This is a genomic window from Pseudomonadota bacterium, assembly GCA_039815145.1.
Classification (GTDB): domain Bacteria; phylum Pseudomonadota; class Gammaproteobacteria; order Steroidobacterales; family JBCBZW01; genus JBCBZW01.
Genome location: JBCBZW010000110.1, coordinates 1 through 17,329 on the forward strand (window position 1 = coordinate 1; position 17,329 = coordinate 17,329).

18 protein-coding genes are annotated in these 17,329 nt (G+C 65.6%); 6 read left to right on the forward strand and 12 right to left on the reverse strand.

Annotated features, from left to right (window positions below; genetic code table 11):
• Positions 1 to 825: aldo/keto reductase (locus AAF184_19840; GenBank protein ID MEO0424600.1), on the reverse strand; the 825-nt coding region annotated here is incomplete at its 3' end.
• A 150-nt stretch (positions 826 to 975) separates the two neighbouring features.
• Between AAF184_19840 and alr the strand changes: the two genes are divergently transcribed.
• Entirely contained in the window at positions 976 to 2,127 is a 1,152-nt protein-coding gene (gene alr, locus AAF184_19845; GenBank protein MEO0424601.1) for an alanine racemase, read from the forward strand.
• Between the two features lie 20 nt (positions 2,128 to 2,147).
• Here the strand turns inward: alr and AAF184_19850 are convergent, their stop codons facing one another.
• Positions 2,148 to 3,005 (reverse strand): anti-sigma factor, encoded by an 858-nt coding sequence (locus AAF184_19850; protein ID MEO0424602.1) that lies wholly within the window; start codon positions 3,003 to 3,005, stop codon positions 2,148 to 2,150.
• Entirely contained in the window at positions 3,002 to 3,556 is a 555-nt protein-coding gene (locus AAF184_19855) for an RNA polymerase sigma factor (protein ID MEO0424603.1), read from the reverse strand. Before AAF184_19855 ends, AAF184_19850 begins: the two co-directional genes overlap by 4 nt.
• A 272-nt stretch (positions 3,557 to 3,828) precedes the next feature.
• Between AAF184_19855 and AAF184_19860 the strand changes: the two genes are divergently transcribed.
• Both AAF184_19860 and AAF184_19865 read left to right on the forward strand, forming a co-directional pair.
• Positions 3,829 to 4,776 carry an ABC transporter ATP-binding protein gene (locus AAF184_19860; protein MEO0424604.1) on the forward strand — a complete coding sequence of 316 codons (948 nt, stop codon included), beginning with the start codon at positions 3,829 to 3,831 and terminating at the stop codon, positions 4,774 to 4,776.
• Complete coding sequence (locus tag AAF184_19865) at positions 4,766 to 5,839, forward strand: ABC transporter permease (GenBank protein ID MEO0424605.1); 1,074 nt, start codon at positions 4,766 to 4,768, stop codon at positions 5,837 to 5,839. Before AAF184_19860 ends, AAF184_19865 begins: the two co-directional genes overlap by 11 nt.
• Here the strand turns inward: AAF184_19865 and AAF184_19870 are convergent.
• Positions 5,805 to 6,971 carry a diguanylate cyclase gene (locus AAF184_19870; GenBank protein MEO0424606.1) on the reverse strand — a complete coding sequence of 389 codons (1,167 nt, stop codon included), beginning with the start codon at positions 6,969 to 6,971 and terminating at the stop codon, positions 5,805 to 5,807. The genes AAF184_19865 and AAF184_19870 overlap by 35 nt on opposite strands.
• Positions 6,972 to 7,522: 551 nt before the next feature.
• Here AAF184_19870 and AAF184_19875 point away from each other — a divergent pair.
• Positions 7,523 to 8,662: a DUF6607 family protein gene (locus AAF184_19875; protein MEO0424607.1), complete on the forward strand. Its 1,140-nt coding sequence runs from the start codon at positions 7,523 to 7,525 to the stop codon at positions 8,660 to 8,662.
• Between the two features lie 64 nt (positions 8,663 to 8,726).
• Here AAF184_19875 and AAF184_19880 read toward each other — a convergent pair whose 3' ends face one another.
• The 4 genes from AAF184_19880 to azu form a co-directional block, all read right to left on the reverse strand.
• Complete coding sequence (locus AAF184_19880) at positions 8,727 to 10,577, reverse strand: ferrous iron transporter B (GenBank protein MEO0424608.1); 1,851 nt, start codon at positions 10,575 to 10,577, stop codon at positions 8,727 to 8,729.
• The gene (locus tag AAF184_19885) at positions 10,574 to 10,822 is read right to left on the reverse strand and encodes a FeoA family protein (protein ID MEO0424609.1); all 249 of its coding nucleotides are present in this window, start codon (positions 10,820 to 10,822) and stop codon (positions 10,574 to 10,576) included. The genes AAF184_19880 and AAF184_19885 overlap by 4 nt, the downstream gene beginning before the upstream one ends.
• Positions 10,823 to 10,970: 148 nt before the next feature.
• Positions 10,971 to 12,287, reverse strand: a complete 1,317-nt coding sequence (locus AAF184_19890) for a di-heme oxidoredictase family protein (GenBank protein ID MEO0424610.1) — start codon at positions 12,285 to 12,287, stop codon at positions 10,971 to 10,973.
• Between the two features lie 5 nt (positions 12,288 to 12,292).
• The gene (azu, locus tag AAF184_19895) at positions 12,293 to 12,736 is read right to left on the reverse strand and encodes an azurin (protein ID MEO0424611.1); all 444 of its coding nucleotides are present in this window, start codon (positions 12,734 to 12,736) and stop codon (positions 12,293 to 12,295) included.
• 164 nt (positions 12,737 to 12,900) lie between these two features.
• Between azu and AAF184_19900 the strand changes: the two genes are divergently transcribed.
• Both AAF184_19900 and AAF184_19905 read left to right on the forward strand, forming a co-directional pair.
• Positions 12,901 to 13,431: a MarR family transcriptional regulator gene (locus tag AAF184_19900; GenBank protein MEO0424612.1), complete on the forward strand. Its 531-nt coding sequence runs from the start codon at positions 12,901 to 12,903 to the stop codon at positions 13,429 to 13,431.
• Positions 13,428 to 14,945 carry an alpha/beta hydrolase gene (locus tag AAF184_19905; protein ID MEO0424613.1) on the forward strand — a complete coding sequence of 506 codons (1,518 nt, stop codon included), beginning with the start codon at positions 13,428 to 13,430 and terminating at the stop codon, positions 14,943 to 14,945. Before AAF184_19900 ends, AAF184_19905 begins: the two co-directional genes overlap by 4 nt.
• Before the next feature lie 25 nt (positions 14,946 to 14,970).
• Here the strand turns inward: AAF184_19905 and AAF184_19910 are convergent, their stop codons facing one another.
• The 4 genes from AAF184_19910 to AAF184_19925 form a co-directional block, all read right to left on the reverse strand.
• Positions 14,971 to 15,435, reverse strand: coding sequence for a hotdog fold domain-containing protein (locus AAF184_19910; GenBank protein ID MEO0424614.1), 465 nt, complete (start codon positions 15,433 to 15,435; stop codon positions 14,971 to 14,973).
• 47 nt (positions 15,436 to 15,482) lie between these two features.
• The gene (locus tag AAF184_19915) at positions 15,483 to 15,929 is read right to left on the reverse strand and encodes a DUF4920 domain-containing protein (protein ID MEO0424615.1); all 447 of its coding nucleotides are present in this window, start codon (positions 15,927 to 15,929) and stop codon (positions 15,483 to 15,485) included.
• A gap of 37 nt (positions 15,930 to 15,966) precedes the next feature.
• Complete coding sequence (locus tag AAF184_19920) at positions 15,967 to 16,500, reverse strand: hypothetical protein (GenBank protein ID MEO0424616.1); 534 nt, start codon at positions 16,498 to 16,500, stop codon at positions 15,967 to 15,969.
• A 106-nt stretch (positions 16,501 to 16,606) separates the two neighbouring features.
• Positions 16,607 to 17,182, reverse strand: a complete 576-nt coding sequence (locus AAF184_19925; protein MEO0424617.1) for a peroxiredoxin — start codon at positions 17,180 to 17,182, stop codon at positions 16,607 to 16,609.
• Positions 17,183 to 17,329 lie beyond the last annotated feature (147 nt).

Consider the following 17,329-nt stretch of genomic DNA (forward strand, 5'->3'; position numbering starts at 1 on the left):
AGGTACCACGCGCGGTGAGCGCGCCAGCAGCCAGCCGAGGCTCAGCTGTGCCACGGTCAGATCCGCGTCGTCGGCGATGCGCGTCAGGGTGTCCACCAGGCGGGCGTTCTCCTCGATGTGCTCCGGCGAGTAGCGCGGAAAAGTACGCCGATAATCGCGCTCGGCGAGGTCGGCCTGCGAGTGGATCTTGCCGCTCAGCATGCCGCGTCCCAATGGACTATAGGCCACCAGGCCCACGTCGAGTTCCTCGAGCGTCGCTAGCTCCCGGGCTTCCACATCGCGGGTCCATAGGGAGTATTCGGACTGCAGGGCCGTGAGTGGGTGGACCGCCTGCGCGCGCTGCAGCTCCTGCGCGCTCGCCTCGCTCACGCCGAGGTAACGCACCTTGCCCTGCTCGACCAGTCGCGCCATGGCGCCGATGGTCTCTTCCACCGGCACCTCAGGGTCCAGGCGATGGGCGTAATAGAGGTCGATCTCATCCAGCCCCAGGCGCTGCAGGGAGGCGTCGCAGGCCTGGGCCACGTACTCGGGGGAGCCGTCGATGCCGATCAGGGAGCCGTCGGCGCGGCGCTTCATGCCGAACTTGGTGGCGACCACCGCGTCGGCACGGCGGCCGACCAGGGCCTTGCCCACCAGGCGCTCGTTGGCGTTGAAGCCGTACACATCGGCGGTGTCGATCAGCGACATGCCGAGGTCCAGGGCGCGCTGGATGGTGCGGGTGGACTCCTCGTCGTCGGCGGGGCCGTAGACGTGGGACATGCCCATGCAGCCAAGGCCGATGGCGCCCACCTGAAGGCCCTGTGATCCTAGCGTGCGCTGTTCCATCGCGTGGCTCATCCCATTGGTAATGCTGTGTCGGTCGCAGCTTCGAAGTGTGCCCGCGCCAGGCGTGGGGCTCCAGCGCCCCGCTGGGGCAGGGCCAGTTGGCTACAATTCGCCGCTCGACGCCGAGCCTCGTCCATGAAGGAGCATTTCTTGAGTTCAGTCGGTGCTTCCCGTGCGCTACCGCCCCCCAGCGTGGCCGGCGGCTGGGTGGATGTGGATCTGGCCGCCCTGGCGAGCAACTACCGGACCCTGGCGCGCCTGGCCGCGCCCGCGCAGTGCGCTGCCACGGTGAAAGCGGATGCCTACGGCCTGGGGCTGGCGTCGGTGGTGAATCGCCTGTGGGCGGAGGGGTGTCGCTGCTTCTTCGTCGCCAACGCGCACGAGGCGCTGGCCTTGCGCGAGTTGCAACCGACCGCGCAGGTGTACGTCTTCAACGGCGTGGGGGTCGCCGATGCCCCGGTTCTCGCGCAGGCGGGCCTGCGCCCGGTGCTCAACAGCGCCGAACAGGTGACACTCTGGCGCGATCAGGCGCAAAAGGGCGGAGCTCCCCTACCATGCGCTGTGCATGTGGACACGGGCATGAATCGCCTCGGCCTGGGGGCGGAGGATTGGCGCGCCCTGAGCGCGGACGCGGGCTGGCGCGACGGCCTGGATGTGCAACTGCTCATGACCCACCTCGCGAGCGCCCACCGCGGCGATGAGGACGCGCTGACCGCACGCCAGGTGAGTGCCTTCGCCGCGCTGCGCGAGGCACTGCCCGAGGTGCCGACCAGCATCGGCAACTCGGCAGGCACGCTGCTGGGCCCGGCGACCCGGGGCGACCTCGTGCGGCCCGGTATCGCCCTCTACGGCGCCAACCCCTTCGATACGCGCGATCACCCCATGCGCGAGGTGGCGCGAGTCTACGGCCGGGTGCTGCAGGTACGTACGGTGGGGGCGCAGGGAAGCGTCGGCTACGGCGGCGCCTTCACCGCGGCGCCGGGCACGCGGCTGGCGACGGTCGGGGTGGGCTACGCCGACGGCTATCGACGCGAGCTTGGCAACCGGGCCCACGCCTCGGTCGCAGGGGTGCGCGTACCGGTGGTCGGCAGGGTGTCGATGGACTTGTTGACCTTGGATGTCAGCGCTGTGCCGTTGGCGGACATCCGCGCGGGCACAGCGGCGACCCTGATCGGCGGGGAGGTGCCGCTGGAGGAAGTAGCGGCGGCGGCGCAGACCATTCCCTACGAGCTGCTGACGGGGTTGGGGCCGCGCCTACCCCGTCGCTACCTGAGCGACGGGTCCAGCGAAAAGAAAAGCTAGGTAAGGGCTAGGCGCCGGCGTCAGAGGCCGGCGACCAGAATTAGCGGACCCTCGGAGACCACCACGCCCCCGGGCTGCTCTTCGGTGATCGCGAATGCTGCGGGAGCGACCACACCCAGCTTGGCCTCGATGGGGATGATGATCTCACCGCCGGCGACGTCGGCCACGTCGAAGACGCCGCCATCGACAGGTTCCGCATCACGCTCCGGATCCACGATCCAAAGCTGATACTGCGTGGTGCCCGGCTCATTGGCGGGCATGCCGGCAAGGCGCATGTAGCCTTCCTGCCGCTCGGTGCTCCACACCACGTCGCCGGTGACGCCGGCGAGGGCGTCGACGGACTGGTTCCAGGCCACGGTGATCACGTCCGACGCCTCGGCGAGCAGCGTGGCGCGCTTCTCCGCCTCGGTCGGCGGCGCCTGCACCACAGGCACTTCCGGGGCGACCGCGCCGCCGCGAAGGCCGAGGAGGTCTTCCTGCAGCACGAAGGAGGTGCCCCAGGCCAGGGCGATGGCAGCGGCCACCAGCCAGCCGGCAAAGCCCCCGGAGCGCTTCACCGGCGGCGGCGCGATGGGCGTGACGTTGCTGGGCGCTGACTCCACGGCCGGGGCCTGCATGCGATGCGGATCGTTACCGGCCTCGCGCACGGCACCCAGTAGGCGGCTACGGGCATCGCTGGGCATGCCTGAGCGCGCCTTCGGCGCACTGTCGAGCAGCGCCAGATGGGCGATCGCCGCCGCTTGTTCGAAGCTCTCGCGCACGTCGTCCTGGTGCTCGCCGAGCATTTGCGCCAGCGATGCGGAGGCATCGTCGTTCAAGCCTTCAGTGCTGTCGCTGACGAGGAGGTCGATCAGCTCTTCGGGAAGTCGCGAGCTCATAGCGCCTCCCCCGTGCTGCGATCCTGCTCCCCGAGCTGTTCGCGGATGGCGAGCATGGCGCGCCGAAGGTGCGTCTTCACCGTGCCCAAAGGCATGTTGAGCACGCGTGCGATGTCGCCGTGGGAATAGCCGCGGAAGATCGCCAACTGCACGACGTTGCGTTGCACGTCGCGCATCTCGGCGATGAGCGGTTTGATCTGTTCGACTTCGGCCAGCATCTCCAAGGACGGGCCGCCCTGGTCGCCGACGAGCTGGTCGTCCTCGGCCAGGGGCTCGGGTGCCGGGCGACGCTTACGCTGGCGCAGGCGATCGATGTAACGGCGGCGCGCGATCATGGCCACGAACGTGGTCTCGCTTGCCTTGGAGGCGTCGAACTTGGCAGCGCTGCGCCAGATCTCGATCACCGCGTCTTGGACGCAGTCTTCGATCTCCGCGTGATCGTCGCAGAAGCGCCGCGCGAGGGACCAGAGCAAATCCCCGTACTGGTCGAGGAAGGCCTCGGCCGCTTTGGGATCGCCGTCCGCAAGCGCTTGAAGGATGGATTTGGTCACGGGTGATGAGCCGCTGATGCTGGCGACGCGAGAAGAGGCGCCAACCGCCGAGCGTACTCGGTCGGTGATCGGGCGATCAAGCGTGACGGTGGCTGCAGACATGGTAGATGGCATCTCATGCGCTAAGGGCGCGTTCTCTGGTCTAGATGGTCCCAGTTTTCGCCGCTTTGGTCTTTTCAGATTCACGGATCGTTGCTAGCCGTGGCCTTATTTCTGGTCCACCGTCCACTTTCGTGACGAGGGTCACGTAATGGCGTTCTAGGAGTCCTCGAGTGACAGCACCTGAGCCGGCCGGTCCGGCGATTGCCCTGCGCGATGTCGGCAAGTCTTTCGGGGCCACGGTCGCGGTGGATTCGTTGAGCTTCGAGGCCCGCGCGGGAAGCTGTCTGGGCCTGCTCGGCCCCAACGGGGCCGGAAAGAGCACAGCAATCAACATGATGGTGGGCCTGGAGGTGCCGGACCGAGGGTCCCTCCAGGTGCTCGGGCGCAGTTGGCAGCGGGATCCGCAGGGGCTGCGGGCGGCAATCGGTGTGCAATTGCAGGAAACCCAGCTGTTCGAGAAGCTGAAAGTTCGCGAAATTCTTAGCTTGTTTCGCAGCTTCTACCCGGACAGTCACACGCCCGAGGCGATGATCGAGCTGATCGGTCTGGAGGCGAAGGCGGATGCACACTGCAAGGCCCTCTCGGGCGGGCAGCGCCAGCGCCTCGCCCTCGGCTGCGCGCTGATCGGCAAGCCGCGGGTGCTGTTTCTGGATGAACCCACCACGGGGTTGGATCCCCAGTCGCGCCGTCGCGTCTGGGAAGTCGTGGAGCAGGTGCGAGCCGAGGGCGGCACGATCATTCTTACCACCCACTACATGGATGAGGCGCAGCGCCTGTGCGACGAGTTGGTCATCGTCGATCGCGGCCGTGCCATCGCCAAAGGAGCGCCCGCCGAGCTAATCGATCACCTAGCTGGCAACAGCGTGATGGAAGTGACCTTGGCGAGCGGCCTGGAGGCTCTGGCCTTGGACGAGTTGGCAAGCTTGCCAGGAATCGCCGCGGCGGAAGCGGTGGCGGGGCGCTTGCGATTGCAGGTGGCATCGATGGAGTCGGCCCTGCCAGCCCTGCTCGAATTTCTGCGTGCCCACGATCGCAGCGCCGTGGCGCTGGAGACGCGGCAGGCGACGCTGGAGGACGTGTTCGTGCAGCTCACGGGGCGGCAGTTGCGTGACGGGTGAGCGCGAAGGGGCCGCGCTGCCAGCAGCGCAGGGGGAATCGAGTGCGGCGAGGGAGTGGCGAGCGCTGGGGCAACTGACCCTCGCGCGCGTGCGCCTGTTCGTGCGCGAACCGGAAGCGATGTTCTGGGTGCTGGTGTTTCCCCTCGCCCTCACCATGGTGCTCGGCTGGGCCTTTCAGAACCGTAAGCCTGCCGATGAGGTGATCGCGGTGGTGCCCGCCTCGGCCGAGGTGCTGGCCGAGGACGCCTCGGGGATCGCCCAGCGCGCCTACGAGGATGAGGCCGCGGCGCGACTGGCCCTGCAGCGTGGAGCGGTCTCGGCGGTGCTGCTGCCGGGCACGCCGCCCGTGCTCGCCTTTGATCCGGAGCGGCCGGAGGCTGAGCTCGCCCGCCTGCGTATGCTCCACCTCCTGGCACAGGAGGAGTCGCCGCCGGCGCTGGTGTTCGAGGAGGTCACGGGAACGGGCATCCGCTACATCGATTGGCTGTTTCCCGGCATCCTCGGCATGAACCTCATGAGCACCGGCATCTGGTCCATCGGCTTCGCGATTGCCGACACGCGCCAGAAGAAGCTCCTGCGCCGACTGATGGTCACGCCCATGCGCCGCTGGCACTTTCTGGCCGCCTACATTCTGGGCCGTGGGATCTTCCTGATCGGGGAGCTGGCCTGCCTGCTCGCATTCGCCTACTTCGTGCTTCGTATCCCGGTGAATACGAGCCTGGTGAGTTTCTTCGCCGCATGCTTGCTCGGGATGAGCACCTTCGCTGCGATTGGCCTGCTGATCGCGGCGCGCCCGCGGACTACGGAGGGCGTGTCGGGCCTGATGAACGCGGTGATGTTGCCGATGTGGCTGTTCTCCGGGGTGTTCTTCTCCTACGAGCGATTCCCCGAGTTCACCCACGACGTGCTCCGGTTGCTGCCGCTCACGGCGATCGTGGAGACGCTGCGTGGATTGATGCTGGACGGGGAGTCGGTGCTGGCCCTGGCCGGACCGATCGCCGTGCAATTGGGCTGGATCGCCTTGGCCTTTACCCTGGCGTTGAGGTGGTTTCGCTGGGAGTAGGGGCGAGCGCTACGGTGCCCCAGGCGCACGCGCGGTCGCGGCCGGATCCCTTGGCCTTGTACAGGGCGCGGTCTGCACGCTCGATCAACTGTCGCAGGTGGGTGTCCGGCGAGGGCACGGTGCTGGCGGTGCCGATGCTCAGGGTCACCTTGTCGGTGATCGGGGAGCGAACGTGGGGGATGGCGCGGGCCCGTACCGTGTCGCGGATGCGTTGTGCCACTTCCAGCGCGCCTTCGGCCGCACAGTCCGGCAGCAACACCATGAACTCCTCACCGCCGATACGCGCAGCGAGGTCCTTGGGCCGATGCAGGGAGCCGCGCAGGCACTCGCTGATCTGCCAGAGGCAGTCATCGCCCTGCACGTGTCCGTAGTGATCGTTGTAGGCCTTGAAGTAGTCGGCATCGAGCACGAGCACGGACAGGCAGCTGCGCGAGCGACTGGCGGCGCGCCACTCGCGTTCGGCCACGCGGTCGAACTCGCGGCGGTTGGCCAGGCCGGTCAGGGAATCGATGCTCGCCTGGCGTTCGAGGCGCGCGCGCAGCCGCGCGGACTCCTGAAACAAGCGTGAGAAGTTGCGTGCTGAGCGCAGCATCATGACGATGAGGATGAGCGTGGTGCCACCCAGCACCAGGTGCGTGCCGGTGCCTTCCGCGGCCAGGCGCACCGCCATCGGCAACAGCACGGTCAGGCAGCTGATGGCGTAGGGCGTGAAGCGCACGGCGAGCATCGGCACGGCGCCCGCCGTCATCCCCCCGACCACCATCACGAAGGCGGCCTGGTGCAGGGCGGATCCCGCGGGGAAGGCGAGTACGGACGCACTGCCCCAGGCGATGCCGCTGGCGACGATGCCCGCACGCAGGCGGCTCCAAGCGCGGGACATGTCGGAGACGCTCGCCGATTCCAGATCCGGTAAGCCTCGCCGCAGCCTCCACCGGTAACCGGTCACGCAGAGCACCAGGGTCACCCAGGTGAGCACGCTGGCGGACGGCACGTAGGGCCAAACGAGGGCGGCCACGATGATCGTGCCCATCACGTTGGAGGCGAGGCCGCTGCCGAGTTGGGCATTCAGGTAGGTCAGGCGCTCGCGTAGCTCCTGTGGGTAGGTGTCGACGCTGAGTTCGGCGGAGGGCATTTGGCGCGGGCAGCGAGGCGCAAAAAAACACACTGAAAAGGGTAGCAGGCAGCGCTGGGGCGATGAGAATCACCTTCGAGACGTAGGTCACCGTTTCGCCCTCCCGAGGCCGTCGCCCTCGCCGCAGCGGACGCCGAACCTCTGCCAGGCGTGCTTGCAATTCCAGATGAGATACTAATAATGCAAATCATTATCAGTAAGCTTTCGGTGAGCGAACTGTCAGACTCTGCCGGTGCCGGCGCTAAGCGAGCACTTGCGACACCTGAGTCCTTACGGTCGGTACAACCCCCATCATGTGCTGATTGCCTGGAAACCTGCCCGCACTGGTTTCCTCGCAACCGAGACCCACAGGACGGTGACGTGCGCGGTGTGAATGGGTGGGCTGGACTTCCTCCATTCAAGGCCCATCGCGGTATACGACTCGCTCGGCCGGCATCGGCAGATCCACTCAGAGCAGCGGTCTAGCAACCGCCGCTGCTAGATGGATCTAGGCGCCGTTCTGAGCACCATGCAGGCGGCGGATGTGCTTGAAGAAATAGGAGTTCCTAGCAATGAAATACCTGGCGTTCGTCGCCGCATTCATCGCCAGCTTGCTGATCACGATCCCCGCCCAGGCCGAGGACGATCGTCGATTCGTGTTCAGCTATCAGTTCTCTGAGGGCGATGACATGGCCCCGCGCGGGGGCACAAGCCGTGGCACCCCGATCACCCTCGCGTCTGACGATCATCCCGGGTGGACCCGCCTGCAGGCCGATGGCTTGGATGATTTCGAGCGCGATCGACGGGCGATCCTTGCGATGGCAGGGGGTTACCGCGCCAGCTTCGACTTCCTCGAGATGGAGGGTTACAGCGCTGCCTTCACGCCCGCAAAGCCCTACCAGTCATGGGGCACTGAGTACGTGTACGTGGTTGAGGATCGTGGGTCATTCATCAGCCTCCAGCACGTGCTAGTGATGACCATCCTGGGCGAAGGCGACGAGATCATCGGTCCCTTCGTGACCAAGCATTGGCGCCAAGACTGGCGCTATGAAGATGACTCGGTGCTCACCTACCGCGGGTTCGGCCGTTGGGAGAGCGTCGGCGTAGCCGACGAAGCCCGCCGGGGCACTTGGTCACAGGCCGTCTGGCAGGTGGATGACTCTCCTCGCTACGAGGGCATCGGCCGCTGGCGTCACGAAGCGGACTTCTCTGCCTGGGTGAGCGAGGAGACGGCCCGGCCCCTTCCGCGCCGCGAGTTTTCAGTGCGCGATGACTATCAGGCGTTGGTCGGCACCAACGTGCACACGATTACCCGCGAGGGATGGACCCACCGACAGGACAACCTGAAGGCTGTGCTCGATGAGACGGGGCGCCCGGTGAGCTATCTGGCGCGCGAATACGGCATGAATCGCTACCAGCGCATCACCGGCTTCGACTTCACTCCGGGCGATGAGTATCTGGAGCGCACGGGACCCTTCTGGGCCGAGGTGCGCAGAGTGTGGGACAACATCGTCAGCGAGCATCCCCGCTTCCAACTCGCCGGCGATGTGGATGGCGAGAAGCTCTTCTCGCCCATGTTCGCCTATGCGGAGGAAGTGGGGGAGCAATTCGACCCTGAGCAAGGGCGCGCGGCCGCTCGCGAGATCATCGACCGCTACCTGAGCATCGACCCAGACCCGCTGGGCGCCGATCTCGCTGACGACAGCTATTAGGACCGACCCTGCACGGAGGGGGCTGAGCGATACGACCCAGCGCTTACCCCCCTCCTTTTTTTGGCTAGTTGGTGAGCATCCCCACCACGCGGTACGTCACAAAGGCGAGCCCGTAGGCCAGGGCGCCGTAACCGAAGAACATCTGCACGGGGAGCTTGATCGACTTGGCTTCGCGCGCCAGCACCGCCAGCGTCGAGACGCATTGCAGTGCCACCGCGTAGAACACCAGTAGGGCAAAGCCGGACGCGATGGTCCACTCACCACTTTGCAGCTGCGCCACCAGCGGCACCATGTTCTCGTCCGCACCCTCGATGCCGAAGATCGTGCCCAGCGTGCCTACGAACACCTCGCGCGCCAGGAATGAGGTGAGGATCGCGACCCCGTAGCGCCAATCGAGGCCGAGGGGTTCGAACACAGGCTCGATGAACTGACCGATGCGCCCGAGGAAGGACGCTCCCAGGTCGGCCCCGAAATTCGGGAAGTACCCCAACACCCACACCACACCGGTAACGGCGAAGATGATCGGTCCTGCGCTGATCACGAAGTGCCGTGAGCGGTTCCAGGCATTGCGTAGGAGAGGGCCCCACGACGGCACCCGATACGGGGGCATCTCGAGCACAAACGGCATATCGTCCATGGGGCCCGCCGGGCGCGATCGGGACACCACGGCCGTGACGATGAGGGCGGTCACCATGCCGAAGAAGTAGATTAGGAAAAAAGCCAAGCCCTGTAGGCCCACGAGGCCTCCGAGGGCCGTTTGTGCGGGTATGAACGCCGCTATCAGCACCGAATACACCGGTAAGCGCGCCGAACACGGCATGAGAGGTACCGCTAGGTACGTGAGCATGCGCCGTCGAGGCGAGTCGACGGCGCGGGCGGCGTAGATACCCGGAATGGCGCAAGCGACGCCGGACAGCATGGGCACGAAGCTCTTACCGCTCAGGCCGAACATGCGCAGCGGCCGGTGGCAGATCACCGCGGCGCGCGCCATGTAACCCGTGTCCTCCAAGATGCCGACGATAATGGTCAGGACGAAGATCTGCGGTACGAATACGAGGAATGCCCCGACGCCGCCGAACAACGCATCTGCCGTGAAGTCTCGCAGTAGCGCAGCGGGCAGCAGGGGAACGACGACGTTGGCCACGGCGCCGATCCCCGCTTCGACGGCATCCATGACCGGAGTTGCCCAGGTGAAGATGGCCTGGAACAGCAGGTACATGATGACGAAGAAGGCGATACCGCCGAACACGTTGTGCAGGAAGAAGCCATCGAGTCGTGCGTGGGAGCTGATGAGCACGTCGGCGTCGCCGCCGAAACGCTGCGTCAGCTGCGCCGCTTCCTCTGCGAGTTCACGATCGTTGCGCTCGAGCCACCGACTGGCGTCGGTGCTATCGATCGTCGCCGACGTCTTCTGCTCTAGCAGCGCGCGCAGCTCGTCGATGCCCTCGCCTGTGCGCCCTGAGACGGCCAGCACCGGTACCCCAAGCTGATCGGCCAGGCCTCGCGCATCGAAGGAGATGGCATGTCGACGCAGGATATCCGTCATGTTGGCCACGACCACGACCGCCTTCTCCGCGCGCCGACACTCACGTATCACCTGGAGCGCGAAGTGCAGACTCTTCTCGAGACGCGTCGCATCGATGATGCAGAGCACGGTCTCGAGTTGTGAATCCTCGAGCATGCGCTTGAAGCCCTGGGCGGCCACACGCTCATCACCCGAGATGGGGCGCAGCGAGTAAGTGCCTGGGAAATCCACAAGCGTGAGATCGCGGGCGCTGTCTATCAGCGTGCCCTTCGCGATATCCACCGTGATGCCGGGGTAGTTGGCGACGCGCTGGTGAAGCCCCGTTAGGCGGTTGAAGAGCAGGCTCTTGCCACTGTTGGGGCTGCCGAAGAGTAGGGCGGTAGCGCTCATGCGGTTGGATCCAATGTGTCTACGAGCATATGACGCGCGATCGTGTCCTCCAGAGAGAAGGCGGAAGCGTGCACACGGTAAAGGCGGGGCGCACCCAAAGCTGGGCGATTCACACAGTGCACGCGTACGCCGGCGGTGAATCCCAGTTCACCAAGGCGCTGACGATAGGATTCGTCCAGCGTGTCGCTGAAGCCGGTCAGGCGAGCACTGCCGCCCGCAGGCAGGTCCCAGAGGGTGCTAGTCATGCGTGTCCATCGTCCGTGTTGGTTGAGCGGTCCTGCAGGGGAGATTCGGCGCTTACCCGAGGGCTGGTTCGACCGCCGCGAAGGCACCGGCCCATGTCGCGTCAGCAACCTATTCGAAACGCGAATGGGTTGCAATCAGCCGTCCGCTTCAGAGCGCGCGCACGAAGTCGAGGAGCATCTCCCGCTCAGTTGACGGCAGGGCGGTGAAGCGCGCACGGGCCGACCGTGCCTCGCCGCCGTGCCAGAGGATCGCGTCCTCTAGGGTTTCGGCGCGGCCATCGTGAAGAAATCCGCGCTGCGGGTAGCGTGTTTCGACGAGACCTACGCCCCACAGGGGTGCCGTACGCCATTCTCTGGCCAACGTTCCGTCGCCTGGGTCAGCGAGATCGGCCCCCATGTCATGGAGCATCAGATCGGTGTAGGCCCAAGCCCGCTGGCCTGCGAGTGGCGGTGGGCCGTCGTCGCGGGTGAGCAGGATGGGCACGTGACAATCACCACACCCGACACGGCCGAACAGGCGTTCGCCCTCATCAGTACGTCGCCGGTTCGCGTCGCGGCGATGCGCCGGCACCGCGAGGTGGCGAACGAATTCGGTGATCGCTGAAAGCTCCTTCGCAGAGAACTCCGCGACCGCCCCGTCTTCTCGGCAGGGGCTTGGACTCTCGATGCCCATGTCGTGTTGGAGGGCGGCGCTGATCTGGCTCTCCAGTGACGCGTGTGTTCCCTTCCAGCCGAGCAACCCCAACGCACGTCGCCCAGTGCAGGGGTCGCGTACGATCGCCGCCCGGCCTGTGATGCCGTCCTGGTTTGCGTCTTCAGGGTCGTGGAATGGAGGGAGCAGCCGTTGATCAACGTGCTCCAGCAGACCCCAGCCGAATAGCAGTGGCGCCGCTCGCAGGGCGACCGGGAAGCGGTCGCCACCTGAGGTGGTGGCGACTGCGTGCGGGGTCCGTAGGGTCCGTGAGTGGCCGTCGGGATAGGCGTAGGTTCGGTAGGTATACCTAATTGATACGTTTGCTTCCGGGGCCATATCGTTGGCGTGACGTGTGTTCGCCTGCGAGCCGAGTCGTTCCCGGGCGATCGCCTGCACCGGTCGGGCTACGAGGTAGGGTTCTGTCGATCTCGCGGAGAGATCGTCCAGGGTCTCGATGTGACAGGCAGTGCACGAGCTTCGGTCGTAGTGAGGCCCCGCCAGGACAGCGCCGTCCCGTGCTCGTGCGTCCAACCAATCGCGCTCGAACAGCACCTTGCCGGCCGCCGCCGGGCGGTTGGTGGCGAGCAGGTGAGTGGGTACGCGGGCGAGGGCCTGGTCGCCAGGCGGGGGCGAAACGACGACGGTTAAGGCGGTACCGCCAGGTTCGAGCGCGTCGCTCGCCAGGGCCGTGGAGGCCATCAGCAGGGGGAGGAGCAATGAGCAAATGCGCAGGATCGGGTGGGCAGCGCTTTGCCCGAGGATGGCCTCCACGGGACCTAGCTAACCTTGAAGGTACCTTTCATCACCGACCAATGGCCGGGGAAGGTGCAGAAGAACGTGTACTCACCGGCCGGAAGATCTTTGAGCGGGAAGGTCACCGTGTCCTGTTCGCCGCCGCCGACGATCTTGGTGGCAGCAATCACCCGCTCGTCGTCGGGCACGTAGTTGGCGTCCAGGCCCACGGCTATGGCGCCGTTGGTGACGGCCGTGAAGTCGTCCGGCTTTGCGAGCACCCAGTTATGCCCCATCGCTGCAGCCGGCAGAGTGCCTTTGTGAGTGATGGTGACGGACACGTTCTCGCAAGTGGTATCCGGCGCGATTTCCGTGAGGCTGTAGGCGAGCGCGTCCCCCACCTCGATCTCGAACTCGCAGGCGGCCTGCGCGCCATGGGCTGATAGGGCAAGTGCTGCGAACGCGGCAACGGCGTAGGGGCTCTTCACGATCACGGACTCCGGGTGGGACTACTCGTGAATGCTAACGCGAATGATTCGCAATAACAAATCAAGATTTGCCGCCTAGGGTTTCCCGCGGAATTCAAGCCCTTGCGGGCTATAAATCTTGATGTAAAGATATTTGATGTCGAGCTTGTGCTGGAGAGACCTTGATGACCCAAGATCTGATTGATCGCCTGCTGACGGACTGGGAGCAGCAGGGCCTGGCGGTCGACCCCCAGGCCATGGCGGTCGTCGGGCGTGCGATCCACCTGGGGCGCCTGCTCGAGTCCCGCGTCAATGCGCTACTGCGCCCCCACAAGCTGACCTACTCGGAATTCGACATCCTGGCCACCTTGCGCCGAACGGGCGGTGACTACTGCCTCTCGCCTACACGACTCAGGGATTCCGTTCTGCTCACCTCCGGCGCCATGACGAGTGCTGTCGATCGCCTCGTGGCGAAGAGCCTGGTGACCCGCGAGCGTACGGGCGCTGATCGACGGAGCGTCAGCGTCCGCTTGAGTGAGACGGGCAAAGTGTTGATCGATGAACTCATCGCCCTGCGCTTTGAAGATGCAACCGCCACGCTGAGCGTGCTGAGTCCGGCGCAGGCCGCCACCACGGCAACGTCCCTAAAGCGACTGATCATGCATACGCAGGCGCTGGCGGCTGAGCAGCCACGCCAAGTGGAGGCCTTGCGTTGAGCGGCCCGAGCTTGCGAAGTGCCCTCGCGTGGCTGCTGCTGCCGGCCCTGGTGCTGGCCGCCGCCTGGTGGCTTTTGCCTGGCCAAGGGCAGGAAAAGGTACCTGCGGCGCCGACCGTGCCCCTTACCTACCGCGGTGTTGAGCTTCAGGCGCGAACAATAGAGACGTCGGCCGGAGAACGCTTCGAGTTTGCGCACGCAAAACTCGAGGTGCCCGAAGTCAGGGCGAAGCCGAACAGCCGGGCCCTTTCGATCGGCTTCGCCGTTATCCCCAAGCGGCCCGACGCTGGCGACGTGCCGGTGTTCCTCGTCGCAGGCGGCCCGGGCTCCAGCTATATCAAGCGCATCGAAGAACCCTGGCTGCAGGACATGATCGCGTTGCTACGCCGCGTAGGGGACGTCGTGCTGGTGGATCTGCGCGGCATTCACAGTTCAACGCCCAACTTCAGACTCGGCGGGGTCGAGCGCAAGTTTCGCGTGATCGGTGATCGTGAGCGCTTCGACACGCTGCTGCACGACGCCGGGGCCGCAGGCCGCGAGAAGCTACTGCGCGATGGCTTTGACCTCGACGGCTATGTGGTCACCGAGGCAGCGGCGGACATCATCGCCGTGGCCGATACATTGGGCTACGAGAAGATCCACATGCAAGGCACCAGCTTTGGGTCTCACCTGACCTTCACCACGGTTCGGGAGTACCCCCATCGCGTCGACCGCTTTTTGGTGAGCGGCCTGGAGGGGTATGACCACACCTTCGACGACGGCCGCGAGGTGCTCAAGGCATTGCAGCTGATCGCTGGCGAAACCCACGAGGTATGGGCCGGTGCGCACGACGCGTCCGACCCCCTGGCCGCCCTGCAGGCGCTCGCTGCGCGAGCCGCCGAGGATCCGAAGGACGCCTTCGGCCTACGCGAGCACGAGGTGCTGAGCGTGTTTACCTCGGGTGAGCTATTCGGCTTCGATTACCGCCTCTCCAATCGGCAGCACATGGCGGGCTGGCCTGCTGCTGTCGATCAGTTGCTGAAGGGCAAGCGCACCTGGCGCGCATGGTGGGTTCGCCGCTTGGCGGGTTTTGCGGTGGGGAGATTCCCCGCGGAGGCAGCGGTGGGCTTGTTCGACTGCAGCTCTGCCATTTCCCGGTCTCGCCGTCTCGAACTCGAAGCGAGCGCGCCGCCGCACTTTCCGGACGATCTGCGCCAGATGGATGCCTTGTGTCGCGGGTGGTCGGTGGCGCCGTTGCCGGCGGACTTCCAAGCGGGCACTCGATCGGACGTTCCCGGGCTCTTCGTTCACGGCACCTACGATGTCTCGACACCTTACGCGAACGCGACGCAGATGCTGGCGCAGTTCCCCAATGCATCGCTGGTCACGGTGGTCGGCGGGTCTCATGCGGCCTTGACTGAGGCCATCGGCAATGACGCTGCCTTTGGGCCTGCGCTGGTGGCATGGTTCAACGGGGGAGCAGCGCCCGGCGAGGTGCGCTTGGCGCCGCTTCGCTTCGACCCCCTCTCGCCCTAGCATCGATGCTAGGGGCGCAGCGGCCTTATCGACTCCTCGGCGTCACCCACATCGTGATGACGGCGTGGAGCACGGTCGTCCCCTCGGCATCGGTGACATCGACGTGCACCTCGTAGTCACCCTCACGGTCGGGTGCCGCGCCAGGGGCGGGCGTTGCGACCGCGCGTAGGGTACTTGTGGCCTTCTGCAGGTACTCGACGCGCATGCCCTTGGGGATCCACCGGTGCGACGCGGGGATGGTCACATCGGTCATCGTGCCCGCCACCAGTTCGGCGGCATTGCACATCGCGATCGCGTGCACAGTGCCGATGTGGTTAAGAACAGCACGCCGTTTGCCGAAGGTGATTTCGCTGTAGCCGGGGCGCAGCGCTTGGAATCGGGGCCGGATGGTGGCGAAGTACGGTGCCTTGAAGCACAGCACCCGCGAGAAAAGCCACTTGCCGAGGGGTTTGTCGGCGAGCGTTTGCCAGATGGGGAGTGTTCGCACGATTCGAATCGCCCCCTTTGCGAAGGCAGGCCGATCCTGTCGGGACGGGTTCAGTCGATGACGACGGCGCTGGCGACGATCTGATGCTCCCGCGTCGCCGTCACACCGGCAGTCGCGCGGCCAGCGTCTTCGGCGAAGTGTTGTACTTGCTCGGTGCTGAGCGTTTGCGTGGTCAGCTCGCCGTACACCGTAGACATGCCTGGCGCCGTCTCCTTGGGTATGAAAAACCCGTAGTCCTTGAAGACCACCCGCGCCGTGTGTTCGCCATCCGTGAGCACCATGAAGCAGCCCTTCTTGCGACAGACCTCTGTGATCCGGCCGCGAATCTTGCCCGTGTACTCGCCGTCCGCGTTGACCGTGCGTACGGCCTGGGCGAGGGACACCGTTTCCCCAGTGGTCGGCATCTTCTCGCCGTACTCGCCGGCGCCTACGGCGCTGGCCCAGAGCGCGGCGGCAGCGCAGGCGAACATCGAGCGTCGGAAGGTCTGAGCGAACATGGCTTACTCCCCGGCTGGGCGTGTCAGTGCTAGCGAACTAATCAGCGGCGACCGCTGGGCGGTGGTGAGGCTGTTGATGGCGTTGAATCAACGCGCCGGCCACGGCGCCCCAGGTGGCGATGAGGCCCCAGGTCAGCCCGACGAAAACACCCCCATCGAGGATGCCGCGCCAGGGTTGCGGCAGCTGGCGAAACAGCAGCACCAGGATGACGATGCCGCAGGTCAGTGACCACGCGCTGATGAGGCGGCGACGTGGTGCCCAGAGCAACCCCATGCATACCAAGGGTGCGAGTAGGGCCTGCAGTGTGCTGGCGTGCTCACCAAGTTCGGCGGCACGGGCCGCGAAGCGTGGGGAGAAGGACTGCTGAAAGCCGCGATAGCCCTCGAACCACGCCATCGCCACGGCGCTCGCGATGAGCGCAGCGATGTGATGGGGGCCTAGGCTCGCAGAGAAAGCACCAGCAGTGGCGTTGGCCAGCTTCGCAAGGCCGTAGATCAGCAGCGTCGAGAAGCCGACGATCGCCCAGAGCATGACGAGCGATCCCCTCAGGCCTCGCTTGCCTCCGGTCATGCTGAGCGCCCCTCAGATCCGACCCTCGGTCCTATCATCCCTGACTCCATGTGACCGCTGCTTGGCGGCGCCTCGCTTGCGGGGCGCCGCCAGAGCGGTTGGTCGCTTAGCCGGTAAAAGCCGCCCGCGCCGGCTTTTGCGCCGGTGCGGATTCGCCCTTGAGCCATGCGAGCACCGTATCGGCGTCGGACACCTCGAAGGGATCGCTCGGGCAGTTATCGGAGAATTCGGGCTCCACGAACATCTGCTCGATGGCGCCGTCATTCACCACCATCGCGTAGCGCCAGGAGCGCATGCCGAAGCCCAGGTTTGACTTGTCGACCAGCATTCCCATCTTGCGGGTGAACTCGCCGTTGCCATCGGGCAGGGCTTTGACGTGCTTTACGTCGAGCTGCTTGAACCACTGGAACATGGTGAACGCATCGTTCACGGACAGGCAGTAGATCTCATCGATGCCCGCGGCGGCGAAGTGTTCATAGAGCTCGTCGAAGCGTGGCACATGGGTTGATGAGCAGGTCGGTGTGAATGCGCCAGGCAGCGCGAACACAACGATCCGCTTGCCGCCGAACAGCGTTTCGCTGGGGACGTCCTGCCATCGAAACGGGTTGTCGCCGCCGATTGATTCATCCCGTACGCGGGTCTTGAAGACTGCCGCCGGTACGTGGCGTGTTTGAGTGGACATGAGGTGCTCCTGTGGGTTGGGTGATAGAGGCCTCCGACGGAGTGCCGCCGGAAAAGAACCGGGTGGAAGTCGCGCGGGCGGCGCAGCCGCTGGATCTAGACGAGCCGGAGCTGCGGCTGAGTATCGATCGGCATGTGCACCTTTGAC